This is a genomic window from Paracoccus bogoriensis (assembly GCF_019431455.1).
GTDB classification, from domain to species: Bacteria; Pseudomonadota; Alphaproteobacteria; order Rhodobacterales; family Rhodobacteraceae; genus Paracoccus; species Paracoccus bogoriensis.
On sequence record NZ_JAHYSR010000003.1, the window covers coordinates 40829 to 65330 of the forward strand.

At 67.7% G+C, this 24502-nt stretch carries 24 protein-coding genes and 1 tRNA gene; 8 read left to right on the forward strand and 17 right to left on the reverse strand.

Annotated elements, in window-relative coordinates; translation table 11 throughout:
* Window positions 1–26 precede the first annotated feature (26 nt).
* The 3 genes from recJ to KY389_RS02055 all read right to left on the reverse strand — a co-directional run bounded on the left by recJ (window position 27) and on the right by KY389_RS02055 (window position 3143).
* Complete coding sequence (gene recJ, locus KY389_RS02045; protein ID WP_219829246.1) at window positions 27–1775, reverse strand: single-stranded-DNA-specific exonuclease RecJ; 1749 nt, start codon at window positions 1773–1775, stop codon at window positions 27–29.
* Between the two features lie 66 nt (window positions 1776–1841).
* Window positions 1842–2807, reverse strand: a complete 966-nt coding sequence (gene glpX, locus KY389_RS02050; protein ID WP_219829087.1) for a class II fructose-bisphosphatase — start codon at window positions 2805–2807, stop codon at window positions 1842–1844.
* An 81-nt stretch (window positions 2808–2888) separates the two neighbouring features.
* Window positions 2889–3143, reverse strand: coding sequence for a BolA family protein (locus KY389_RS02055; protein WP_219829089.1), 255 nt, complete (start codon window positions 3141–3143; stop codon window positions 2889–2891).
* A gap of 69 nt (window positions 3144–3212) precedes the next feature.
* On the opposite strand from KY389_RS02055, the gene KY389_RS02060 reads away from it, so the two are divergent.
* The gene (locus KY389_RS02060) at window positions 3213–3842 is read left to right on the forward strand and encodes a J domain-containing protein (protein WP_219829090.1); all 630 of its coding nucleotides are present in this window, start codon (window positions 3213–3215) and stop codon (window positions 3840–3842) included.
* A gap of 45 nt (window positions 3843–3887) precedes the next feature.
* Here KY389_RS02060 and lnt read toward each other — a convergent pair whose 3' ends face one another.
* The 3 genes from lnt to KY389_RS02075 form a co-directional block, all read right to left on the reverse strand.
* On the reverse strand, window positions 3888–5447 hold the full coding sequence (gene lnt, locus KY389_RS02065; RefSeq protein ID WP_219829091.1) for an apolipoprotein N-acyltransferase: 1560 nt from the start codon (window positions 5445–5447) through the stop codon (window positions 3888–3890).
* A complete protein-coding gene (locus tag KY389_RS02070; protein ID WP_219829093.1) occupies window positions 5447–7585 on the reverse strand; it encodes a DEAD/DEAH box helicase in 2139 nt (712 codons plus the stop codon). Before KY389_RS02070 ends, lnt begins: the two co-directional genes overlap by 1 nt.
* 197 nt (window positions 7586–7782) lie before the next feature.
* On the reverse strand, window positions 7783–8904 hold the full coding sequence (locus KY389_RS02075; RefSeq protein WP_219829094.1) for a TIGR00341 family protein: 1122 nt from the start codon (window positions 8902–8904) through the stop codon (window positions 7783–7785).
* 143 nt (window positions 8905–9047) lie between these two features.
* Here KY389_RS02075 and argS point away from each other — a divergent pair, with 143 nt between their 5' ends.
* The 7 genes from argS to KY389_RS02110 all read left to right on the forward strand — a co-directional run bounded on the left by argS (window position 9048) and on the right by KY389_RS02110 (window position 15913).
* Window positions 9048–10790: an arginine--tRNA ligase gene (gene argS / locus KY389_RS02080; protein WP_219829096.1), complete on the forward strand. Its 1743-nt coding sequence runs from the start codon at window positions 9048–9050 to the stop codon at window positions 10788–10790.
* 66 nt (window positions 10791–10856) lie between these two features.
* Window positions 10857–11987 carry an SPOR domain-containing protein gene (locus KY389_RS02085; RefSeq protein ID WP_219829097.1) on the forward strand — a complete coding sequence of 377 codons (1131 nt, stop codon included), beginning with the start codon at window positions 10857–10859 and terminating at the stop codon, window positions 11985–11987.
* A 1-nt stretch (window position 11988) separates the two neighbouring features.
* The gene (locus KY389_RS02090; protein WP_343222885.1) at window positions 11989–12978 is read left to right on the forward strand and encodes a glycoside hydrolase family 3 N-terminal domain-containing protein; all 990 of its coding nucleotides are present in this window, start codon (window positions 11989–11991) and stop codon (window positions 12976–12978) included.
* A gap of 51 nt (window positions 12979–13029) precedes the next feature.
* A complete protein-coding gene (locus tag KY389_RS02095; RefSeq protein ID WP_219829101.1) occupies window positions 13030–13878 on the forward strand; it encodes a segregation and condensation protein A in 849 nt (282 codons plus the stop codon).
* A complete protein-coding gene (gene scpB / locus KY389_RS02100) occupies window positions 13862–14560 on the forward strand; it encodes an SMC-Scp complex subunit ScpB (protein WP_219829103.1) in 699 nt (232 codons plus the stop codon). The genes KY389_RS02095 and scpB overlap by 17 nt, the downstream gene beginning before the upstream one ends.
* Complete coding sequence (locus KY389_RS02105) at window positions 14557–14766, forward strand: hypothetical protein (RefSeq protein WP_219829104.1); 210 nt, start codon at window positions 14557–14559, stop codon at window positions 14764–14766. The genes scpB and KY389_RS02105 overlap by 4 nt, the downstream gene beginning before the upstream one ends.
* Window positions 14767–14806: 40 nt before the next feature.
* Window positions 14807–15913 (forward strand): THUMP domain-containing class I SAM-dependent RNA methyltransferase, encoded by a 1107-nt coding sequence (locus tag KY389_RS02110; RefSeq protein ID WP_219829106.1) that lies wholly within the window; start codon window positions 14807–14809, stop codon window positions 15911–15913.
* On the opposite strand, the gene KY389_RS02115 is transcribed toward KY389_RS02110, so the two are convergent.
* The 11 genes from KY389_RS02115 to KY389_RS02165 all read right to left on the reverse strand — a co-directional run bounded on the left by KY389_RS02115 (window position 15910) and on the right by KY389_RS02165 (window position 24390).
* On the reverse strand, window positions 15910–16980 hold the full coding sequence (locus KY389_RS02115; RefSeq protein WP_219829107.1) for a 2'-deoxycytidine 5'-triphosphate deaminase: 1071 nt from the start codon (window positions 16978–16980) through the stop codon (window positions 15910–15912). The two genes, KY389_RS02110 and KY389_RS02115, sit on opposite strands and share 4 nt — an antisense overlap.
* 72 nt (window positions 16981–17052) lie before the next feature.
* A tRNA-Pro gene (locus KY389_RS02120) sits at window positions 17053–17130 on the reverse strand.
* 77 nt (window positions 17131–17207) lie between these two features.
* A complete protein-coding gene (locus tag KY389_RS02125; RefSeq protein WP_219829110.1) occupies window positions 17208–17762 on the reverse strand; it encodes a MerR family transcriptional regulator in 555 nt (184 codons plus the stop codon).
* An 11-nt stretch (window positions 17763–17773) separates the two neighbouring features.
* Window positions 17774–18082: an integration host factor subunit alpha gene (ihfA, locus tag KY389_RS02130; RefSeq protein WP_219829111.1), complete on the reverse strand. Its 309-nt coding sequence runs from the start codon at window positions 18080–18082 to the stop codon at window positions 17774–17776.
* A 108-nt stretch (window positions 18083–18190) separates the two neighbouring features.
* Window positions 18191–19276 carry a TRAP transporter substrate-binding protein DctP gene (gene dctP / locus KY389_RS02135; RefSeq protein ID WP_219829113.1) on the reverse strand — a complete coding sequence of 362 codons (1086 nt, stop codon included), beginning with the start codon at window positions 19274–19276 and terminating at the stop codon, window positions 18191–18193.
* Between the two features lie 28 nt (window positions 19277–19304).
* Entirely contained in the window at window positions 19305–20627 is a 1323-nt protein-coding gene (locus KY389_RS02140) for a TRAP transporter large permease (RefSeq protein WP_219829115.1), read from the reverse strand.
* On the reverse strand, window positions 20617–21132 hold the full coding sequence (locus KY389_RS02145) for a TRAP transporter small permease subunit (RefSeq protein ID WP_219829117.1): 516 nt from the start codon (window positions 21130–21132) through the stop codon (window positions 20617–20619). Before KY389_RS02145 ends, KY389_RS02140 begins: the two co-directional genes overlap by 11 nt.
* Before the next feature lie 170 nt (window positions 21133–21302).
* Complete coding sequence (locus KY389_RS02150) at window positions 21303–22277, reverse strand: beta-ketoacyl-ACP synthase III (RefSeq protein ID WP_219829119.1); 975 nt, start codon at window positions 22275–22277, stop codon at window positions 21303–21305.
* Complete coding sequence (gene plsX, locus KY389_RS02155) at window positions 22274–23377, reverse strand: phosphate acyltransferase PlsX (RefSeq protein ID WP_219829121.1); 1104 nt, start codon at window positions 23375–23377, stop codon at window positions 22274–22276. Before plsX ends, KY389_RS02150 begins: the two co-directional genes overlap by 4 nt.
* Before the next feature lie 21 nt (window positions 23378–23398).
* Window positions 23399–23605, reverse strand: coding sequence for a 50S ribosomal protein L32 (gene rpmF / locus KY389_RS02160; protein ID WP_219829124.1), 207 nt, complete (start codon window positions 23603–23605; stop codon window positions 23399–23401).
* A 233-nt stretch (window positions 23606–23838) separates the two neighbouring features.
* Window positions 23839–24390, reverse strand: coding sequence for a YceD family protein (locus KY389_RS02165; protein WP_219829127.1), 552 nt, complete (start codon window positions 24388–24390; stop codon window positions 23839–23841).
* Between the last annotated feature and the right edge of the window lie 112 nt (window positions 24391–24502).

Sequence of the window (24502 nt, forward strand, 5' to 3'; positions counted from 1 at the left end):
CGCCCTGACCAGAACCTGCGACCGCGTCAAAGGTTGCCCACCGGCGCGGCATCGTCCAGCCGCAAGCGCAGCCTTTCGCGCCCGCCCCAGTTCGACACTTCCAGCTTGCCCGCCAGATGAAAGCGCCGCCCCTTGGCGCCGATCAGGCCGGGGCCAAGGGGACCGTCCATCGCGCCCCAGACCACGGCCTCCAGCGGCGGGTTGCCGGGGCTGCGGAATTGCAGGCGCAGATGCCGGTCGCCCATCGTGGCGGCGCTGTCGATCAGCTGATCAGCAAAGGCGAAACGCGGCGCCGGGGCGGCCTGGCCGAAGGGGCCGGCATCTTCCAGCAGGCGGAACATCTCGATCGTGGCGCCCGACGGCTCCAGCAGGCCCGAGATCCGCAGATCCCCCGCCCCCGTGCGCCCGGCCAGATCGCGGGCGATCAGCGCGGCCAGACGCTCCATCGCGGCGGGGATCCTGGCCTCCTCGACGGTCAGGCCGGCGGCCATCTCGTGCCCGCCGCCCTTCAGCAGCAGCCCCTCGCGCGCAAGCCGCTGGATCGCGCGGCCCAGATCGACGCCGGGAACCGAACGCGCGCTGCCCTTTCCGATCCCGCCCTCGACCCCGATCACGACCGAGGGCAGGTCGGTCGCCTCTTTCACCCGCGCGGCGACGATGCCCACCACGCCCGGATGCCAGCCGGGGCCAGCGGCCCAGGACAGGCGCGCATCGGCCCGCGCCTCGACCTGCGCGAGGGCTTCCTGCCGGACGGCGGCCTCGATCGCGCGGCGGTCGCGGTTCAGTTCGTCCAGTTGCCGGGCCAGCTCGCCCGCCTCGCGCGGATCGCGGCAGGACAGGCACAAGGCGCCCAGATCGGCGCGCCCGACACGCCCCCCGGCATTGATGCGCGGGCCAAGCAGAAAGCCCAGATGGAACGCGCCTGGCGCACCGTCCAGCCGCGCGATGTCCGACAGCGCGACCAGACCCGGTCGCTGGCGCCGCGCCATTACTGCCAGACCTTGCCGCACAAAGGCGCGGTTCACACCGACCAGGGGCGCCACATCCGCCACTGTCGCCAGCGCGACCAGATCCAGCATTGCCATCAGGTCAGGTTCGGGCAGGCCTCGCGCGCGCAGGACGCGACCCGCCTGCACCAGCGTCAGGAACACGACCCCTGCCGCGCAGAGATGGCCAAGCGCGCCATCCTCGTCCATGCGGTTCGGGTTCACCACGGCCAGGGCAGGGGGGAGGGTTTCGCCACCCAGATGGTGGTCCAGCACGATCACGTCGCAGCCCGCTGCAGCCGCCAGCGCGTCATGAGACAACGTCCCGCAATCGACGCAGACGATCAGGTCATGCGCCTCGGCCAGCTTGGCCATGGCGGGGGCATTGGGGCCATAGCCCTCGTCGATCCGGTCGGGAACATAGAGGCTGGCCTGCCGCCCCAGCTGATGCAGCCAGTCCAGCAACAGCGCGGCCGACGCGCCGCCATCCACATCGTAATCCGCAAAGATCGCGATCCGCTGACCCGACACGGCCGCCTCGACCAGCCGTTCGGCCGCTGCCGCCATGTCGCGCAGGGTCAGGGGGTCGGGCAGCAGATCGCGCAGCTTGGGCGCCAGAAAGCCGGGCACCTCTTCTGGCGAGACGGACCGCTCGGCCAGGATGCGGGCGACCGGCAGGGGCAGGGCCGCCTGCTGGGCCAGACCCTCGGCCCGGCGTTCAAGCGCGGGATCAGGCCCGACCCATCGCCGCCCGGTCAACGAGCTGTCGATGCCCAGAAACGCCGTCATTGTCGTGTTCACTCAGTCAGTCCGGAGATGTCCCCGGAACGGGGACAGGGGCGGCGCCCCCATAGCTCACTTCACCGGGTTGCGGTAGATCATGCGGCGCACCGATCCGGTCTTGGACCGCATCAGGATCGTCTCGGTGGTCAGATAGCCCGGCTCGCGCTTGACGCCCGCCACGATCGAGCCGTTGGTCACACCCGTTGCCGCAAAGATCACATCCGCCGTCACCAGGTCGTCGCGGCTGTAGATGCGGTCCAGTTCGGTGATGCCGGCCTTGCGGGCGCGGGCTTTCTCGTCCTCGTTGCGGAACAGGAGCCGGCCCCACATCTGCCCGCCCATGCATTTCAGCGCGGCCGCAGCCAGAACGCCCTCGGGCGCGCCGCCCGACCCCATATACATGTCGATGCCGGTCAGCCCGGCCTCGGCGCAATGGATCACGCCGGCCACGTCGCCATCGGTGATCAGGCGGATCGCGGCGCCGGTCTGGCGGACCTCGGCGATCATCTCCTCGTGGCGCGGACGTTCCAGGATGCAGACGGTGATGTCGCTGTCCGCGCAGCCGCGCGCGCGGGCCAGGGCGCGCACCCGTTCGGCCGGGCTCATGTCCAGGCTGACCACATCGGCCGGATAGCCCGGACCGACGGCCAGCTTGTCCATATAGACATCGGGCGCGTGCAGCAGCGTGCCGCGCGGGGCCATGGCGATCACGGTCAGGGCGTTGGGCATGTCCTTGGCGGTCAGCGTGGTGCCCTCCAGCGGGTCCAGCGCGATATCGACCTCGGGGCCGTTGCCGGTGCCGACCTCTTCGCCGATATACAGCATCGGCGCCTCGTCCCGTTCGCCCTCGCCGATCACGACGACGCCCTTGATGTCCAGCTTGTTCAGCTGGTCGCGCATCGCGTTCACGGCGGCCTGGTCGGCGGCCTTCTCGTCGCCGCGGCCGATCAGCCGGGCCGAGGCATGGGCGGCGGCCTCGCTGACACGGGCCAGGCCCAGAGACAACATGCGGTCGTTGAAATCCTTGGGCGCGGTCATGTCCCTCGTCCCTCTCTCGTTGGGTTCAGGCGGGTTCTATGAGGCCCGGACAGCAGCGGCAAGCCTGCGCGCGCTAACGGTTCAGCTTTCCGCCAGTTCCAGGGCAAGCGCATGGATTCGTGGCACGATGTCGCCCAGGGTGGCGTGGACAAGGCGATGCTGTTCGATCCGGCTGAGGCCCGCAAGGCGCGGGCTGGCCATGCGGATGCGGAAATGGGTCTGCCCGCCTTCGCGGAAACCGGCATGGCCGCGATGGGCTTCGCTTTCGTCCAGCACCTCCAGCCGGGTCGGCTCCAGTGCCGAAAGGCGGGCGATCATCTCGGTCGCGATTGTCATTCCTCAAGCCCTTTCATGTCCCGCCAAATAGCCTAAACTGCCGCCTCCGAGTCGCAAAGGTGCCCTGACATGAGCAAGAACGACCCGTTCGGTTTCGACATTTCCGCCGCCAAGGACAAGAAACGCAAGGCCAGGGGGCGGCGCGGTATGTCGGGCGCGTTCGAGACATCGACCCGGATCTGCGATCGCGAGGGCTGCGACAAGCCGGGCCAGTATCGGGCGCCCAAGAATCCGCGCAACCTTGATGACTATTTCTGGTTCTGCAAGGAGCATGTCCGCGAATACAACGCGAACTGGAATTACTTTCAGGGCCAGTCCGAAGAGGAATTCCAGAAATTCATCGACAATGCGACCGTCTGGGAACGTCCGACCAAGCCCTTTGGTCGCGCGGCGCAGGAACAGAAATGGGCGCGCCATGGCGTCAGCGACCCGCTGGAGATCCTGGGCGCGAACGGCACCGCCCCCGAGGCCCGCGCGCAGGCCGCCGCCCGCAAGCTGCCCCCGACCGAGCGCCGCGCGCTGGACATTCTCGAGGCCAAGGATACCTGGACCCGCGCCGAGATCCGCAAGCAATACAAATCGCTGGTCAAGGATCTGCATCCCGACAGGAATGGCGGCGACCGTTCCGACGAGGAGCGCCTGTCCGAGGTCGTCTGGGCCTGGGATCAGATCAAGGACAGCCGCTACATCCGCGACTGAACGCCAACGGGGCACCGAATGCCGGCGGCCCCTCGGGGGTTTCTCTCAGGTCGTGCGACGCCGCCGCCAGCAAGAGACAGCCAGCGCCAGCGCGATCAGCACCAGCATCGGCGTGTCGCCCCAGGCCAGCCAGCGCGTCGGGGGCAGGGCGCCGGGCAGTGGCGCGTCGATCTTGCCCGCGACGTTCAGGGCAAGGCTGGCACGGATCCCGCCCCGTGCGTCGATCACCGCGCTGACACCGGTATTGGCGGCACGGATCATCGGCAGACCGGTCTCGATGCTGCGCAACCTTGCCTGGGCAAGGTGCTGGTATGGCCCCGAGATCGTGCCGAACCACGCATCGTTGGTGGCCTGGAGCAGCCAGCCGGGGCGGGTGTCCAGCGCGCGCAGATGCTGGGGAAAGATCGCCTCGTAGCAGATCAGCGGCTGAAAGTCGGGCGCGCCGGGGACGCTCATCGTCATGGGGCCGGGGCCGGGCGAATAGCCAAAACCCTGTTGCGCGGCAAAGGCACCGATGCCCAACCGCGCCATCCGGTCGCCCCAGGGGATGTATTCGCCGAAGGGGACCAGGTGGAACTTGTCGTAGATTTCGCTGACCTCGCCACCCGGCTGGATCGTGGCGAGACTGTTGTAAAAGCGCGTCCCCTCGCGGCGCTGGATGCCCATGATCAGGGGGGCATCCGCGGCCTCGGACATGATGGGCAGGACTTCGCCCGCCTGATCCAGCAGGAAGTTCACCGCCGTTTCGGGCCAGATGACCAGATCGCGCGGGCCGGGTTCGGATGACAGGTCCAGCAGGCGGCGGAAGAAAACGGCCGCCCAGTCCGGATCCCATTTCAGCGCCTGCGTGGCGTTCGGCTGGACGATGCGCAGCATCGTCGGCTCGTCCGGGGGCAAAGGCTGCGCCAGGCGCGCCTGCCCGCTGGCCCAACTGCTCGCGATCAGGGCCGCGCCCAGGGCGGTGCCGGGAACGAAGCCCGCCAGCCTTGGGCGCACCGGGCGCCAGAGGATCGTCGGCAGGCATGCGACCGCCAGCGTCAGGACCGACAGTCCAAGCGCGCCGAAGGTCGCCGCCATCTGCGCCGCAGGCGTTCCGATCCAGACATGGCCGGTCAGCGCCCAGGGAAAGCCGGTCAGGATCCAGCCGCGCAGCCAGTCCGACAGCGCCAGCGCCGCCGCCATGGCCAGCGCGCGGCGTCGCCAATCGGCGGTCAGCCTTGCCGCCGCCCAGACCGGAATCGCCCAGAACAGCCCGCCGCCAAGCGCCATCAGGATCAGCGCGAAAGGCGCCATCCAGCCGTGAATTTCGGGCTGGACCAGAAAGGGCTCGACGATCCAGAACAGGCCAAGGGCGAACCAGCCCACGCCAGCCGCCAGCGCGTGCCAGAAGGCTGCGGCGGGGCGGGCGCGGGCCAGCCGCCACAGGATCAGCGCCAATGCGCAGAGCGTCGCGCCCCAGACGCCGAAAGGCGCCAACCCAAGTGCGGCGATCGCGCCGAGGGCCAGATCGGGCAGAAGCTGCCTGACAGGAGGGCGGCCCCGGCGGTGAAGCCGGGGCGGATGCAGGGCGGTGCGTCGTGCGGGTCGCCTTGCCGGTCCCGCCATCACGCCTCGGCGTTGCCCGCCTCTGCGGGGGCGCTGTCGGAAGCCGCATCCTCGGCCTTGGCGGCGGGTTTGCGGCGGCTGCGGGTCTTGGGTGCGGGCTTTTCGCTCTCGGCTTGCGGCTCGGCTGGCGCCTCGGCGGTACCGGCCTTCTTGCGCGAGCGGCGGGCGGGCGCCTTGGGCTCGGCCGGCTCGCTGGCCTGACTGGCCTCGGCCAACTCGGTTTCGGCCTCGGCCTCGGGCTTGGCCTTGCGGCTTCTCGACGATCGGGGCCTGGCCACCGCGGCATCCGCCGAATCCGTATCCGTCGCTTCGGCCTTCTTGCGGCGTCTGCGGGGCTTGGCGGGGCTGGCTTCGGACGCCTCGGGCTGGACTTCCGGCGCGGCGGGTGTGGGGGCGGGGGCTTCAGGCTGCATCTCGACCGGCAAGTCAGACTTTGCCTCGGTCTGAGGCTGCGCCTCGGCCTCGGGCTGGGTCTCGACCGGGGTTTCGGCCATCTTTTCCGAGGATTCACGGCCGCGCGTCCGGCTGCGCGAACGACGCGATGAGGTCTTTTCCAGAGCCTCTTCGCCAGCCGGTTCGGCTTTGATCTGTGCAGCCTCGACTGCTTCTGTCAGATCGACGGGTGTGTCGCTGCTGTCCCTGGCGCTGTCCTCGACGCTGGGGCTGCTGCGCAGTTCGACCAGCATGAAGCCGGGGATGTGATCGCCCATCCCGACGATGCGTGGGCCGCGATCCTGACCGCCCTGACGCAAACGCCGATCATCACGACGGCCTTCGCGCCGGTCGTCACGGTGCTCGTCGCGCGGCTGGGGCGCGGCGGCGCGCTTGACCGGGGCCGCAGCCTCGGGCGCAGCCTCGGCGCGTGGAGCGGGTTTCGACACGGATTCGGCGCGGAAGCCGCCGCTGCGCTGGCGTCGCGAACGGCTGCTGCCGGTGCGCTCATCGCGTTCGGCGCCGCGCGGTTCGGAACGCTCGGGGAAGGTGCCGAAGCCCTCGGGCAGGGAGGCACGGGGCAGGGTCTTGTTCACGAGGCTTTCGATCGCGGTCAGGTATTTGTCGTCCGAAGGCGTGGCGATGCTGATTGCGGTGCCCGGGCGCCCGGCGCGGCCGGTGCGGCCGATCCGGTGAACATAATCCTCGGCATGGCTGGGCAGGTCGTAGTTGAAGACATGGCTGACCGCCGGGATATCCAGTCCGCGCGCGGCCACGTCCGAGGCGACCAAGAGCCGCAGCTTGCCGTCGCGGAACGCCTCCAGCGTGCGGGTCCGCTGGCTCTGGTCCAGATCGCCATGGATGGGAGCCGCGTCATAACCGTGCTTGGCCAGCGACTTGGACAGGATGTCCACGTCGGTCTTGCGGTTGCAGAAGATGATTGCGTTGGTGAGGCCCTCGCCCTCGGCGTCGATCAGGGCGCGCAGCAGGTCGCGCTTCTGCTTGGCGGCCATGTCGCGGCGGGTGGGGGTCAGTTCGATCAGGCGCTGCGTGATCGTCTCGGAGGTGGTGGCCTGGCGCGCGATCTCGATGCGCGCGGGCGCGTGCAGGAAGGTGTTGGTGATGCGCTCGATCTCGGGGGCCATGGTGGCGCTGAAGAACAGCGTCTGGCGGGTGAAGGGCGTCAGCTGGAAGATCCGCTCGATATCCGGGATGAAGCCCATGTCCAGCATCCGGTCGGCCTCGTCCACGACCATGATCTGCACGCCGGTCAGCAACAGCTTGCCACGCTCGAAATGATCCAGCAGGCGGCCGGGCGTGGCGATCAGCACATCGACGCCGCGGTCGATCAGCTTGTCCTGTTCGCCGAAGCTGACACCGCCGATCAGCAGCGCCTTGGTCAGGCGGGTATGCTTGGCATAAATGTCGAAATTCTCGGCGACCTGCGCGGCCAGTTCCCGCGTCGGGCACAGCACCAGCGACCGCGGCATCCGCGCGCGGGCGCGGCCTCGGCCCAGAAGCGTGATCATCGGCAACGTGAAGCTGGCGGTCTTGCCGGTTCCGGTCTGCGCGATCCCCAGCACGTCTCGGCCTTCCAGCGCCGGGGGAATAGCGCCCTGCTGGATCGGGGTCGGCGTCTCGTAGCCCGCCTCGGCGATGGCCTGGAGAACCTTGGGATCGAGCTTCAGATCGGAGAATTTGGTCATTCGGGGCTTTCTCTGGTTCGGCACCATCCGTGTGCCGCGTTCCCTGCCGGTGGTGCCCGGATGGCACCATCGCAACATGTGTCAGGGACGCATGTTCGGACGCCCCGCCTTGGCCCGCCGGATACGGGTCAGCCGTCCCTAGACCAGAGCTGGTCGCAGGTCAAGAAATCTGCGCCAGAGGCCGCCTTGGGCTGGTCCTACGGCTCGGGGAAGGGCGGGCCGAAAAGCGGCGGGTCGATCCCTTCCAGGGTCAGGCCGCGCGGCGTGATGATCCTGGTTTCGACATGGCGCACGCGCAGATCGACAGGGCGGCCGTCGGGATGGGCGGGGAGCAGGTCGGCCATGCGTGCCACCTGCGGCACGGTCGGTTCGATCGGGCCGTGGATCTCGGCGCGAATCACCATGCGGTCGGACAGGCCGAAGATTTGCAGGCTGTCCACCTGACTGCCCTCCAGATCGACCAGGGCCTCGCTCAGCGTGGCGCGGACGCGGTTTTCATAGACCCGTTCCGTCACAGTCGAGCGCAGATTGGCCGCAAGCCACAGCCCCAGAAGGACAAGGACCGCGATGCTGCCGATATGGCGGCGCAGGAACTGGAACGCGGTCACGTCATCGCCATCATTGTCGCGCGCATAGCCGCGCACCCAAAGCACCACGGCGGCCGCGAACTGGATCGCCACGATATTCGTCAGCGCCAGCAGCGCCGCGCCAAGCGATGCGTCATATTCCCCCCGCGTCAGCAGGATCGCCGAGGAGGCCAGCGGCGGCACCAGCGCGGTGGCGATGGCCACGCCCACGAAGCCCGCAGCGATCCGGGGCGAGACGGTCGCATAGGCCCCCGCCGCGCCCCCGGCGAGCGCGATGAACAGATCGAAGCTGTTGGGCGCGGTGCGCGACCGGATCTCGTCTGTGATGGGGACCAGGGGATGCAGCCAGCCCACTGCCGCCGCGATCGCATAGACCACGACGCCCCCCGCCAGAAGCGCCAGAAAGGACTTGCGGAACAGCGGCCAGTCCCCGTCGGTGATGGCCAAGGCCACCCCCATGATCGGCCCCAGCAGCAGCGCCACGATCATCGCCCCGATCACCACCGCCGGGCTGTCGGCCAGCAGGCCGTAGCTGGCGATCACCGCTGCCATGGCGTTCATGAACAGATAGCCCGGCGTGGTCAGCGCGGCCAGGCGGATGGCGACACGGTGGCGGTTGTGATCGGCACGGCGACGTTCCGCCACGGCCAGGGGGGTGTCGTCATCGGGCTCGGGGCGAGCATCGCCCGAAGAGTCGGTCGAGGGGCGGGCAAAGGAGTTCGCTTCGGTCATGAACGCTTTGCATCTGGTTGAGAGGTCAGGATCGCGTCCCCAAGCGCGCAATGGGCTCTGGGGTTCCCGGCGGCGGACTCCAAAGGTTGACCTTTCGTCCCTGGCGTCGTTTAGGTGACGGTCGGAACCAGCCGGGGACACCGATGAACCTGTTCAACGATATCCGCGCCATCGTCATCGAGGCGCTGAACGCCATGGCCGAGGCGGGCGAACTGCCCCAGGGGCTGGACCTGTCCAATGTCGCGGTCGAGCCGCCGCGCGATCCGGCGCATGGCGACATGGCCACCAATGCCGCGATGGTGCTGGCCAGGTCCGCCGCAATGAAGCCGCGCGACATCGCCGACAGGCTGGCCGCGCGCCTGACCGATCCGCGCATCTCTGCAGCCGAGGTCGCCGGCCCGGGCTTTCTGAACCTGCGCCTGGCGCCCGTGGTCTGGCATGACGTGGTGCGCGCCGCTCTGCGGCAGGGCGTCGATTTCGGCCGCTCGGACATGGGCGCGGGTTTGCGGGTCAATGTGGAGTTCGTCAGCGCCAACCCGACCGGCCCGATGCATGTGGGCCATGTGCGCGGCGCGGTCTTTGGCGATGCGCTGGCCCGGCTTCTGGCCTTTTCCGGCCATGATGTGACGCGCGAATACTACATCAATGACGGCGGCGCGCAGGTCGATGTGCTGGCGCGCTCGGCCTATGAGCGTTACCGCGAGGCGCACGGGCTGGAGCCCGAGATCCGCGAGGGCCTTTATCCCGGCGATTACCTGATCCCGGTCGGCGAGGCGCTCAAGGAGAAATACGGCGACAGCCTGCTGGACCGCCCCGAAGAGGAATGGCTGGCCGAGATCCGCGATTTCGCGACCGAATGCATGATGGCGATGATCCGCGAGGATCTGGCCCTGCTGGGCGTGCAGATGGATGTCTATTCCAGCGAAAAGGCGCTTTACGGCACGGGCCGGATCGAGGCCGCGATCAAGCAGCTGGAAAGTCAGGGCCTGATCTATCGCGGCGTGCTGGAACCCCCCAAGGGCAAGCTGCCCGAGGATTGGGAAGCGCGCGAGCAGCTGCTGTTCCGCTCTACTGCCCATGGCGATGACGTGGACCGGCCGATCCAGAAGTCGGATGGCTCATGGACTTATTTCGCGCCCGACATCGCCTATCACTGGGACAAGATCGACCGCGGCTTCGACCAGCTCATCGACGTGTTCGGTGCCGACCATGGCGGCTATGTCAAGCGGATGAACGCGGCGGTCAAGGCGCTGTCGAACGGCCGCGTGCCGCTGGACATCAAGCTGGTGCAGCTGGTCAAGCTGTTCAAGAACGGCGAGCCGTTCAAGATGTCCAAGCGCGCGGGCACCTTCGTCACCCTGCGCGACGTGGTCGAGGAGGCGGGGCCCGACGTGACCCGCTTCATCATGCTGACGCGCAAGAACGACGCGGCGCTGGATTTCGACTTTGCCAAGGTGCTGGAACAGTCCAAGGACAACCCGGTCTGGTATGTGCAATACGCCAATGCGCGGATCAATTCGGTTCTGCGCCGGGCGCGCGAGGCAGGAATCGATGTGGACGATTCGACCCTCGCCGCCGCCGACCTGACCACTTTGGCCCATCCGGCCGAACTGGCCTTGGCTGCCAGGCTGGCCGAATGGCCGCGCCTTGTCGAACACGCCGCCCGCGCGCACGAGCCGCATCGCGTCGCGTTCTTCCTTTATGAGATCGCCTCCGACCTTCATTCGCTGTGGAATCGCGGCAATGACGAGCCAGCCTTGCGCTTCGTGCAAGAGGGCGACGCGGCAACGACCCAGGGAAAAATCGCACTGGTCCGAGCGGTTGGCGTTGTTATTTCAAGCGGTCTGGGTATTCTTGGCGTCACCCCGATGGACGAGATGCGCTGACCAACAGCCACGGCCCGGGGTGCGAGCAGGCAGAATGAATCCGGATCAACCGGCGGGCAGGCAGATATGGCAGTGATGGATTTCCGCGAAGGCGGCTATGTTTTCTCGCGTCACAAGGTGAAACGGGAATTTGCATATGATCAGGCCGCTTCGGGCCAGCGTCCGGGGCGCCAGCCCGGCCAGGACGGGGCGCTGCCTCAGGGCGACGGCCTGTCCGCGCGACTGGCGCGCGTCACGCATTACATGGGCGCGGTGGCCTCGGTCGGGCTGATGGTCGGGCTGATCGCCTGGGGCTGGCAGCTTGTGTCGCGCGACGTATCGGGCGTGCCGATCATCCGCGCCATCGAAGGCGAGGCCCGCACCGCCCCCGAGGAACCGGGCGGCCGCCTGACGCCCCATACCGGACTTGCCGTCAACAGTGTCGCCGGAGGCGAGGCGCCGGCCCCGACCCAGCAGGTCGCCATCGCGCCCTCGCCCGTCGATCTGGCACCCGATGACCTGCCGATGGGCGCGCTTGGCGCGACTGCACGCGAACCCTCGCACCAGACCGAAACGCCGCTGACCTTCTCGGGCGAGCCGATCATGCCGCTGTCGGATGCCGAGGCGCGCGCCCTGGCCGAGGCCGAGGCTGCCGCCGCCGCCGAACGCGCACTGGCCGATCAGGCCGTGGCCGATGCCCCCATTCTCGACGCGCCGGCCAGCGAGGGCCCTGTCACCGGCGTCGTCACCGACGAAACCGGCGCCCCGGCACAGGCGACCGCCATCGCCGAGGCGCTGGCCATGGCCCAGGCCGAAGCCAATCCCGCCATCCTTGTGGCCAGCGCCCGCCCGGCGCCGCGTCCCCGCGTGACGCGGGTGGCCGCCTCGGCACCCGCCGCCGCCCCGGCCGCCGCATCGGCCTCATCGCAGGCACAGACCCAGCCTGCCCCCGTTCAGGCGGCCAGCAGCGCCAGCGGTCCGGTCGTCCAGGTCGGCGCCTTCGACAGCAACGCCATCGCCCAGGGCGAATGGTCGCGTCTGACCGGCCGTCACGGATCGCTGTTTGCAGGCAAATCCCCGGTGATCCAGCAACATCAGGCCAATGGCCGCACCTTCTGGCGGTTGCGCGTTGCAGGCTTTGCCAGCATCAGCGAGGCGCGACAGTTCTGCTCGGCCCTGCAATCGGCTGGCACCGATTGCCTGGCCATCGGCCAGTAACGTGGCCCATAACGCGACCATTCTGGGCGGCATCGCCGGGACGGTGCTGTCGCCCGACGAGGCGGCCTTTTTCCGCGAGGCCGATCCCTGGGGCTTCATCCTCTTTGCCCGCAATGTCGAAACGCCCGACCAGTTGCGCCGCCTGACCGGTGATCTGCGCGAGGCCGTAGGCCGCGATTGCATCATCACCGTCGATCAGGAGGGCGGGCGCGTCCAGCGCCTGCGCGCCCCGCACTGGACCGAATGGCCCGCGCCGCTGTCGCAGGCGGCGGCGGGGCCGCGCGCGATGTGGCTGCGTTATCACCTGATCGGGCAGGAATTGCGCGCGGTGGGCATCGATTCGAATTGCGCGCCAACGCTGGACGTGGCACGGGACGCGACCCATCCCTTCCTGCGCGACCGCTGCCTTGGCTCTGACCCCGCACGAATCGCGGAACTGGGCCGTGCGGCGGCAGAGGGGTTGCTGGCGGCAGGCGTCTTGCCCGTGATGAAGCACATGCCCGGCCATGGCGGCGCGCAGATCGACAGCCATCATGGCCTGCCCGAGGTCGCGGCGGATCTGGACGCGCTGGACGCGCTGGATTTCGCGCCCTTCCGCGCGCTGGCCGACCTGCCGATGGGCATGACCGCCCATATCCGTTTCGCCGCGCTGGATTCCGCGCCTGCCACGCAATCGGCGTGCGTGATCGGGCTGATCCGCGACCGGATTGGGTTCGACGGGCTGCTGATGACTGACGACATCACGATGAACGCCCTGCCGGGGACACATGCCGAACGCGCCGCGGCCTCGATCGCTGCGGGCTGCGATCTGGTGCTGCACTGCAACGGAGACATCGCGCAGATGGCCCCCGTCGTCGCCGCCGCAGGCGCGATGAGCACAAGCGCGATGCGCCGCGCCGATGCTGCCCTGGCCTTGCGCCGCGACCCGAAGCCCGCCGACCTGCCCGCCCTGCACGCGGAATGGCGCGCGCTGACCCAAGCCGTGGCTTGACAGCGCGGCACCAAGGCCGGACCCTTGACGCCCGCGATCCCGAAGGACCAGATGCCCGCCAAGGTTCCCTATCTGCGCCCGGTCGATGACCCGCCCGCCCAGGCTGGGCTGGACCTGCCCGCGCCGGACGCGGACAGCGTTGCCCGCCGCCGCGCCGAAGAGGCGCTGATTGTCGATGTGGATGGCTATGAAGGTCCGCTGGACCTGCTGCTGACGCTGGCGCGCACGCAGAAGGTGGACCTGTTGAAGATCAGCGTTCGCGACCTGGCCGAACAATATCTGGCCTTTGTCGAACAAGCCCGCGCGTTGCGGATCGAACTGGCCGCCGATTATCTGGTCATGGCGGCTTGGCTGGCCTTTCTGAAATCGCGGCTGCTTCTGCCGCCCGATCCGCAGGCCGAGGGCCCCTCGGCCGAGGATATGGCCGCGCATCTGGCCTTTCAACTGGAACGCCTGGACGCGATGCGGCAGGCGGCGGCGCAATTGATGGCGCGCGACCGATTGGGCATCTCGCGGTTCGCGCGGGGCGCGCCGGATGCGGTCGTCCGCACGCGACGGACCGAATGGCAGGTCAGCCTGATCGACCTGATGCGCGCCTATGCACGGTTGAAGACGCGCGACGAATTCCGCCCCTTTGCCTTTGACCGCAAGGATGTGTTCACGATGGAACAGGCCCTGGACCGGATGCGGGCGCTGATCGGCTTTGCTGGCGATTGGACGGACCTGTCGGTCTTTCTGCCCGAGGGCTGGTCGGACGACCCCGCCCGCCGCCGCAGCGCGACGGCGGCGACCTTTGCCGCCTCGCTAGAGCTTGCGCGGCAGGGCCGGCTGGAGATACGGCAGGCCGAGACCTTCGCGCCCATATCCTATCGCCAGAGACAAGATGACCACCGCGCCTGACCCTGCACCGGATTTTCCGCCCCCGCCGCTGGATCAGCAGGAACGCATGGTCGAGGCGATCCTGTTTGCCGCGACCGCGCCGCTGAGCCTGCGCGATCTGGCCGACCGGATGCCCGTGGGCTGCGACCCGGCCGAGGCTGTAGCCGCCTTGCGACGCCGCTATCAAGGGCGGGGTGTCACCCTCGAACAGGTGGGTCAGGGCTATGCCTTTCGCACGGCGGCGGACCTGTCCTTTCTGATGCAGGCCGAGACCGTCGAAAGCCGCCGCCTGTCGCGCGCCGCGATCGAGACCCTTGCCATCATCGCCTATCACCAACCCGTCACGCGCACCGAGATCGAGGAAATCCGCGGCGTCGCCGTCAGCCGTGGCACTCTGGACCAGCTGATCGAGATGGAATGGGTCCGCATGGGCCGCCGCCGCATGACGCCGGGCCGCCCCGCCACCTTTGTCGTGACCGAGGCGTTTCTGGACCATTTCGGCCTGGAATCCCCGCGCGATCTGCCCGGTCTGGCCGAATTGCGGGCAGCGGGCCTGCTGGAATCGCGCCTGCCCGGCGAAGGTCTGGGCCTGCCTCTTGCGTCCGAGGATGCGGACGACGATATTCCCTCTGTGGTCTCCGCCGATCTGTTCGAGGACGACCACGACCCAACCGCCTGGCCCGCCGAAGAGGATCAGCCATGAACATGAACCAGATCATCAACATGTTCACCCGCCTCGTGATGCGGCGCGCGATGAACTGGGGAATCAACAAGGGCATGGACCAGCTGTCCCGCCGGGGGCAGACCGGCGGCCAGCCGGATGACGGCCAGCCGCGTCCGCGCCAGGACAAGCAGACCCGCGACATGGCCAGGAAGATGCGGACGCTTGGCCGCATGACGCGGCGCTAGGGTCGTTCCCTTTCCCGTGCGCCCGCGCTAGGGCTGCGCGATGGAACAGCAGAATTTCGACATCTTTCTGGTCGCGACACCCGGCCTTGAGGCGCCTCTGGCCGCCGAGGCCGCCGCTTTGGGCTGGACGCCCGTCACGCAGCCTGGTGGCGTGACGATCAGCGGCGGTTGGCCGGATGTCTGGCGCGCGAATCTGTGGCTGCGCGGCGCGACGCGCGTTCTGGCGCGGGTGGGCGGGTTTCGCGCCATGCATCTGGCGCAGCTGGACAAGCGCGCGCGCAAGTTTCCCTGGGCCTCGATCCTGCGCCCCGACCTGCCGGTAAAGGTCGAAACGACCTGCCGCGCCTCGCGCATCTATCACGCGGGCGCGGCCACGCAGCGCATTGCGCGGGCGATTGGCGAAACACTTGGCGTTCCCGTGACCGATGATGCGCCCGTGACGCTGAAGGCCCGGATCGAGGATGATCTGGTCACGTTCAGCGTCGATACGACCGGCGAATCGCTGCACAAGCGCGGCTACAAGCAGGCCGTCGCCAAGGCCCCCCTGCGCGAGACCATGGCCGCGATGTTCCTGCGCGAGATGGGTTACGATGGCAGCCAGCCGGTGCTGGACCCGATGTGCGGCTCTGGCACCTTCCCGATCGAGGCCGCCGAGATCGCGCTTGGCCTTGCGCCCGGCCGCAGCCGCGACTTCGCCTTTCAGCAGCTTGCCAGCTTCGATCCCGCCGCATGGGAGGCGCTGCGCCAGCCGCGCGCCTTGCGCGCCGTGCCGGTGCAGTTCTTCGGCAGCGACCGTGATCCGGGCGCGATCCGCATGAGCATCGCCAATGCCGAACGCGCCGGAGTGGCAGGCGTCACGCGGTTCGCGGTCTCGGCCATCGCGGATCTCGAGGCGCCCGATTGCGCGCCGGGCCTGATCATGCTGAACCCGCCTTACGGGACGCGGATCGGCAACAAGGGCCCTCTGTTCGGGCTGCACGCGCAGATGGGCGAACGGTTCCGCAGCCGCTTTGCCGGCTGGCGCGTCGGCATGGTCACGACCGAGGCCGGTCTGGCCCGCGCCACCGGCCTGCCCTGGCAGGAACCCGGACCCATCGTCGCCCATGGCGGGCTGAAGGTGCGGCTGTGGCGGACCGGGCCGCTTTAACGGAACTGCTTGGCGAGCTTCAGCCCCTGCCCCTGATAGTTCGACGCGATGTCCTGCCCATAGAGCCGTTCGGGCCTCGCGCGCATCCGCTCATAGACCAGTCGGCCCACGACCTGCCCGTGCTCCAGCACGAAGGGCGCCTCGTGGCAGCGCACTTCCAGCACGCCGCGCGCGCCCGCACCCTGCGTGCCGATGCCGAAGCCCGGATCGAAGAAGCCCGCGTAATGGACGCGAAACTCGCCCACCATCGCCAGATAGGGCGCCATCTCGGCGGCGTAATCGGCGGGGATCGCCACCGATTCGCGGCTGACCAGGATGTAGAAGGCGCCCGGATCCAGGATCAGCCGCCCCTCGGTCGAACGCAGCTCGTCCCAGAAATCGCGCGCCGCATAGGCCCCGATCCGGTCGAGGTCGATCACCCCGCTATGGGGCCGCGCGCGGTAGCCGACCAGATCGCCCGTCTTGGGACGCAGATCGACCGAAAAGCCCAGGCCCTGGTCGATCAGCGCGGGCGCCCCCCCGACCAGGGGCGTCTCTTGGTGCAGAGCGGCCAGCGCGGCATCGTCCAGAACCGCCTGCCCCCTGCGCAAGCGCAGCTGATTCAGGCGCATCCCGGGACGCACCAGAACGGAAAAGCTGCGCGGGCAGATTTCGGCATAAAGAGGGCCGTCATAGCCCTCGGGCAGGCGGTCGAACTCGGTCCCGTCATCGGTCACCAGCCGCGTCAGCAGGTCCAGCCGCCCCGTCGAGGATTTGGCATTGGCCACAGCCGAGATGCCGCGCGGCAGACGCAGGCGCTCCATCAGCGGAATCAGATAGACGCAGCCGCGTTCCAGCACCGCGCCCTGCGTCAGGTCCATCTGGTGCATCCGGAAATCGTCCAGCCTGTCGGCCACGCGCCGGCCCTTGCCCGCCAGAAAGCTGGCGCGCAGACGATAGGCGACAGTGCCAAGGCGCAGGTCCAAACTGGCAGGCTGGATCTGATCGGGGATCACCGGCAGGTCGGCGGAAATCTCGCCCGAGGCGATCAGGGCGCGGATGTCGAAATCGGGCAGCACGCCGTTCATGCCATGACCTTCGCGAGCAGGGGCCGGAAAAGGGAAACGCCCATCCCCGGCCGGAGATGGGCGTTTTCGGAATGGTCGGGCCGGCGAGATTCGAACTCGCGGCCTTCCGCCCCCCAGACGGACGCGCTAACCAGGCTGCGCCACGGCCCGACGCGCACCGTATAGAGCGTATTCAAGGGGCTGCACAAGGGCTGCGAAGCGGAAATCGTCACCAAATTGCAAAAGCCTCAGCAGGGGCGGGCAGGGATCAGCCTCAGACGCCCGGCCAGGGTCAGGACTGCGCGCAGCCGCGCTTGGGTCGGGGCGTGCCGCGCCAGCGTGCGGTTCAGCGCAACCAGGCAGGTCAGCCATTCGCCCTGCGGCAGCGAAGGCGCTATGGGTGCCGGGTCGGGTGCTGCCAGCCTGTCGAATAACGGCAGCAAGGGTTCGGGGCGGGTATCGCTCTCGGGGGGCATGGGGGGCGCCTGAGGTTCGGGGGCTGGGGGCGAGGCCCGGGAGGTGGCGTCCAGATGGGCCAGACCGCGCTGGCGCACGGCTTCGCCACGGTCAGCGGCAATCAGCTTGCGCGCGCCGCGAATCGTCAGCCCGTCATCGCGCAGAAGCACCCGCAACCCCGCCGCCAGCCGCACGTCGTCGGGCCGGTAATAGCGCCGTCCATCGGGGCGCTTCATCGGCTTCAGCTGCGCGAATTGCGTTTCCCAATAGCGCAGCACATGGGGCGGAACGCCGATCAGGCTGGCGACCTCTCCGATCGACCTGAATGCGTCATCGCCCTTTTGCATGGCCCTTGGCGTCAGCCTTTGCGCTTGTTGCCGGCGGCAACGCGCTCCTTCATCAGATGCGAGGGACGGAAGGACAGCACGCGACGCGGCGTGATCGGCACTTCCTCGCCGGTCTTGGGATTGCGCCCGATCCGCTCGCTTTTCTCGCGCACCGAGAAAGTGCCGAAAGACGAGATCTTGACCTGTTGCCCTTCGACCAGAGCGTCCGAGATATGGTTCAGAACGCTCTCGACCAGCTGCGCGGATTCGTGCCGCGACAGCCCCACATCGCGGAAAACCGCCTCGGCAAGGTCCATGCGGGTGAGTGTCTTGTCGCCCATGCTCGTTCCCCAATCGTCGTGGCAAGGATGGGCCTGTTTGCCCCGACTGTCAACGGATCGGGCGGGGATATCGTTCCCCGCCCGATACTTGCGGGATGCACGTCCGGATCAGCCGGCGCAGGCTTCGATCGTGGCCAGGTCCGGGCCGTCGGGCGTGCGACCCAAGTTGAACGGCGCCGAGGCATCGCGCCAGGTCGCGTAATCCTGCAGATACGAGATCATGCTGGCATAGACCCTGGCCGAATCGGGGTTCTCGCAGGCGACCTGCTCGATCGTTTCATTCGCCATTTCCTGGATGCGGGCCAGGGTCTCGTCGTCCAGACGGTTGATCTCGATCCCGGCTTCCTCGAACTGGCGATAGGCTTCGTTGGCGCGGCGCTCGGTGAAGGACAGCGACCACAGAAGCGTGGCATCGGCGGCGATCTTCAGGCGCTCCTGCGTGGCCTCGTCCAGCGCATCCCAGGCATCCTTGTTGATCATCACCCCGAAGACCGAGGCCGATTGGTGCCAGCCGGGTGTTGACCAGTAGCGGGTCACCTGATGGAAGCCGCCCGAGAAATCCACGTTCGGCGTCGAGAATTCTGCCCCGTCGATCACGCCGCGTTCCAGCGACTGGTAGATTTCGCCCCCGGCCATGCTGACCTGGTTGCCGCCCAGCTTTTCCAGCAGTCGCCCCTGTTCCAGACCCGACAGGCGCAGGCGCAGGCCCTGCAGGTCGTCGATGGTGCGGATCGGCTGGCTGACGGTGCGGAAGCCCGATTCGTTGTTGGTCACGCCATAGGGCAGATAGACCATGCCGAACTGGCCGTAGATCTCGTTATAGAGATCCGCACCGCCCCATTCCTTGATCCAGTTGACGTAATCCACCGCGTTGAACAGGCTGGCCGTCGTCGCCAGAGGCGAAAACGCGCTGTTGCGGCCCGCCCAGTAGCCGGGCCAGTCTGCGCCCGCCTGGATCGTGCCCGATTCGACCGCGCCAAAGACCTCGCCAGGCGGGACAAGGCTGCCGCCTTCGTAGAAGTCGATCGTCAGCGTGTCGCTATCGACCAGCTTGCCGACCATCTCGACCCAGTATTTGTCGATCTCGATCAGTTCGAGGCTCGAAGGCCAGGTCGAGGTCATTGTCCATGTGGTGGCCATCGCGGGCGTGGCCAATGTCAGCGCCAGGGCGGCGGTGGACAGCAATTTGGTCATGTTTCAGAGCCTCCTCGTTGAAAAATCGTCAGCCATAGAGCGCGGCGGGCAGCCACGTCACCAGGGTCGGGAACAGGATCATCGCCGCGCACATCAGAAGCACCATCGCGATGAAGGGCAGAACGCCCAAGATGATCTCGCCTGTCTTGACCTCGGGCGGGGCGATGGCGCGCATGTAGAACAGCGCATAACCGAAGGGCGGCGACAGAAAGCTGGTCTGCAGCACGACCGCCATCAGCACCACGAACCACAGCGGGTCCACGCCCATTTCGTTCACCAGCGGCAGGAAGATCGGGAAGGACAAGAGCACGATCCCCGTCCAGTCGAGGAACATCCCCAGGATGAACACGACCAGCAGCATCACCGCGATCAGCGTATAGGGATCATCGGCCAGTCCGCGGATCAGATCCTGGCTGGCGCGCAGGCCGCCGGTGATGTTGAAGACCCCGGTAAAGGCCGTGGCGCCCACCACGATGAACAGGATCATGGCGCTGGTGCGGCCCGTTTCCAGCAGCGCGGAATAGAAGCTTGCCCACCGGAAGCGCCCGCGTGCGATCACGATCAACAGTGCCAGAGCGGCGCCGATGGCGCTGGCCTCGGTCGCAGTGGCGATCCCCGCCAGAAGCGAGCCCAGGATGCCCAGGATCAGGACCAGCGGCGGCACGGCCTCGATCAGCAGCAGCTTCCACATTGCGGCGCGCGACAGGGCCTCTTCCTCTCGGACAGGGGGCGCCCAGTCCGGGCGGATGCGGGCGACCACGGCGACATAGATCGCGTAGAGCGCGCCCAGCAGCAGCCCCGGCACCATCGCGCCGGCGAAAAGCTGACCTACCGAAAGCCCCGGCGCATAGGACGCCATCAGGATCAGCATGATCGAGGGAGGGATCAGAATGCCGAGGCAGCCCGAGGCCCCGATCAGCCCCGTCGCCAGCCGCCGGTCATAGCCGTATTGCAGCATCGGGCGCAGCGCCATCACGCCCATCACCGTGATCGAGGCGCCGATGATGCCCGTCGTCGCGGCCAGCAGGATCGAGATGAACACGACCGCCAGGCCCAGCCCGCCCTTGACCCGCGCCATCAGATGGCGCAGCGCCTCGAACATCCGGTCGGTCACGCCGCTATCGGACAGGAACCGCGCCATCAGCACGAAAAGCGGAATGGCGATCAGCACATAATTGTCCAGCACGTCGCCGAAAACGCGGCTGATGACGATGTTCAGCACCTGCGGACGATCCGCGATGAAGGCGCCCAGAACGGCCGTGCCGCCCAGCACCAGCGCCAGCGGATGGCCCATGAACAAGCCCAGCAGCAGCAGGCCCGACATCACCAGCGCGATCATTTCACCGGACATCGACGGGCTCCTGGATATGGGGGGCACGGTTCAGCAGCAGCTTCAGCACCTCGCTGACGCCCTGTACCAGCAGCAGGCAGGCAGCAACGAACATCGCCATCTTCAGTGGATAGACAGGCAGCTGCATCGCGCCCACGGTCATCTCGCCCTGCCGCCACGAGGTCATGGCAAAGTTGTAGCTGCGGGTGGTGAAGATCCACGCGAAGGGGAAGAAAAAGACCACATAGCCCGCCACCTCGACCCAGCGACGCAGGCTCGGGCGCATCCGTGCGGTCAGCAGATCGACCCGCACATGCGCCTGGTGGCGCAGCGCATAGCCGCCCAGCATGATGAAATAGAAGCCGTAAAGCTGCTTGGTGACGTCAAAGGCCCACCGCGTCGGCTGGCCCATCGCATAGCGCATGAAGACGTCGTAGATGATGATCCCGGCGAAAACGATCGCGACGACCGAAACGATGCGGCCGACAAGCTCGTTCACCCCGTCGATCAGACGGATGAGCGGCATGTTTATGAAACCTCCCCACGTCGGCGGATGCCTTATGCTGCATCTGCACAAACCGGAGTGTTCAAAAGCCCGCGCACCGTGTCAACCGTCGTAAGTGCCGTTGCGGCAAATTTTACCATGACGTAACGGAAATTGCCGAAAAATGCAGGATTCTCTGCGAGGTTGTGCGCCTACCAGCGCAGCACGACCGATCCCCAGGACAGGCCGCCCCCGATCGCCTCGGTCACGATGACCTGGCCGGGCTTGAACCGGCCTTCGGCATCGGCCACGGCCAGGGCCAGCGGGATCGAGGCGGCCGAGGTGTTGCCGTGATCGGCCACGGTCAGCACGACCTTGTCCATCGGCAGCTGCATCTTCTGCGCGGTGGCGGTGATGATGCGCATGTTTGCCTGATGCGGGACCAGCCAATCGACATCGTCCGGGGTCAGCCCGGCCTTATCCAGCGCGTCATGGGCCGTGCGCGCCAGCTTTTCGACTGCGTGACGAAAGACCAGATTGCCCTGCATCCGCAGATGGCCCGCCGTCCCGGTCGAGGACACGCCGCCATCCACATGCAGCAGGTCGCGATAGCGCCCGTCGCTGTTGAGGTCGCTGGCCAGGATGCCGCGGTCATCGCGGGTGCCCGCGCCTTCCTGTGCCTCCAGCACCACGGCGCCGGCGCCGTCGCCGAACAGCACGCAGGTGCTTCGGTCCGTCCAGTCCATGATGCGCGAGAAGGTCTCGGCCCCGATCACCAGGATACGACGGGCCAGGCCCGCACGCAGCATCGCATCGGCATTGGCCAGCGCGAAAACGAAGCCCGCGCAGACGGCCTGCACGTCATAGGCAAAGCCGCGGGTGATGCCCAAACCCTGCTGGACCATCGTGGCGACGGCCGGAAAGGTGAAATCGGGCGTCGAGGTCGCCAGCACGATCCCGTCGATATCATCCGCTCTCAGGCTTGCGCGATCCAGCGCGACACGGGCGGCGCGGATCGCCAGGTCGCTGGTCGTCTGCCCTTCGGCGGCGAAATGGCGCCGCTCGATCCCGGTGCGGGTGCGGATCCATTCGTCCGACGTGTCGAGCTTGTCCTCGAACCAGGCATTTTCGACGATGCGTTCGGGCAGGTAATGCCCGGTGCCTGTGATGAGGGAACGAATGGTCAATGCGCGGCTCCTGAATCGCCGGTTGCGGCGGGCTTGGCTTGTGCGATGCGCGCGGCCAACCGATCCTGAAAGCCGGATTTCGTCAAGGTAAAGGCCAGCTTGATCGCAGCCGACACGCCTGTCGCATCGGCCGAGCCATGCGATTTGACCACCGTGCCGTTCAGACCCAGAAAGATCCCGCCATTCACACGGCGCGGGTCGATCCGCTTCTGAAGGCGGCGCAACGAGGTCATCGCCAGAAGGGCTGCGAACCTGGACATGATCGAGTTCGAGAAAGCCTCCTTGAGGAAGTCTCCGACGAGCTTGGCGGTCCCCTCGCCGGTCTTCAAGGCGATGTTGCCGGTAAATCCGTCCGTCACGATGACATCGACGCGAGCCGATGGCAGATCGCCCCCCTCGACGAAGCCGACATAGTCGAACTGCGATTCCGCGGCGACGGCGCGGATCATCTCGTCTGCCTGCTTCAGTTCGGTCCGGCCCTTGTGTTCCTCGGTTCCGACATTCAGCAGGCCGATGCGCGGCCGGTCCAGGCCAAGGCCGTTGCGCGCATAGGACGCCCCCATCTGGGCATATTGCAGCAGGTCATGCGCGTCGGCGCGGATATCGGCGCCCACGTCCAGCATGATGTTGAAGCCTTGCGGATTGCGCGAGGGCCACAGGCAGGCGATGGCCGGTCGGTTCACGCCGGGCAGCTTGCGCAGGCGCAGCATCGACAGCGCCATCAGCGCGCCGGTATTGCCGCAGGACACGGCCGCGCTGGCCTCGCCCGAGCGCACCGATTCGATGGCGCTCCACATCGAGCTGTCGCCGCCCTTGCGAACCACCTGGCTGGGCTTGTCGTCCATCGTCACGACCGACGCTGCGTGCCTGATGTCGCAGCGTCCTGCCAATCCCTTGCGGCGCCCGACAAGGCGGCGCAAGGACGTTTCGTCGCCATGGAGGATAAAGCTGATCTCGGGGTTCTTGGCGGCACTGGCCGCCATTCCCGCCACGACTGCCGCCGGGCCGCGATCGCCGCCCATTGCATCCACGGATATCACCACCTTGCCCCCGGTCTGGGCCGTGCGGGGCGCGGATTGGGGCGCGTGATCGACGCTCATCGCAGGGCCGGTCGCCAGGGATCAGGCCGCGTCGTCGTCCAGGTCGATCTCGTTGGCCTGGGCCACGACCTCGCGCCCGGCATAATAGCCGCAGGACGGGCAGACGTGGTGCGGCCGCTTCAGCTCACCGCAATTCGGACATTCGTTCGGATTGCCCGCGACCAAAGCATCATGCGCGCGGCGCATGTTGCGTTTCGAGCGGGTTACGCGATTCTGAGGGACAGCCATGTCACCACCTCGGTTGTCTGGGTGCGACGCAGGAACGCCTTGGCACCGTAGGATTTGAATTCGTAAATGAACCGCGCAGATACGCGATCAACGTCGCGCCCGCAAGCCCTCGCTGCGGCGGGGCCACAGGTTTATTCGGACAAGGATGCGCTTTTGTCGCGCATTAGCCGCTGCAAGCCGCGCTGGCAACCCGTCATGGCGGCTTCCGGTGCGAATCGCCGCCGATCGCGCGGCTACCCGTCCCCCTTGAGCAGCTTGTCGAGACCCGCAAAGGGGCGGCGCCTGTCCTCGGCCGGTTCGAATTCGTCCTGGAGGAGCGTCAGTTCGGCGCCTTGGGCGCGCGGATAGGGCGGCAGGGCCAGTGCCAGCGCCTCGATCATGGCGGCGGTCAGGTCGATGAAGGCGCCAAGCGGTTCCAGCGTCTCGTCGCCCATCTCGACTTCGTCGCCCTCGGGCGTGGTCGCATGGGGCGAATAGCGCAGGCGCACGGGTTCGGAAATTTCACTGCGAACGGGTTTCAGCGAGACGACGCAAGCCTGCGTGACGCGTGCGCTCAACTGCCCGTCCAACCGCCAGCCCTGTGCGCCCTCGGCCCGGACCTCGCCGCGGAACTCCAGCCTGGGCAGCGCCTCGACGCCCAGTTCTTCGGCAATGGCGGCGCGTGTCTCGCCATCGGGGCGCAGTAAAAAGGGCGTGGCCGCGTTCGGGTTCAGATGCGCGACGCGCAGGCGCTGCGGATGGGCCTGAGGGTCGGTGCGGTTCCGGTCCGGCGGCGTCGGTGGCAAGGGCTTCTCCGCAATGCTCGGGCGGCCCGGCAAGGCCGCAGATTGTCATTCTTGAGCGTCGTGGCCGAGTTTGCTAGGCAGGGCAGGCCGCGTCAACCGCCCCCGGTCGGCG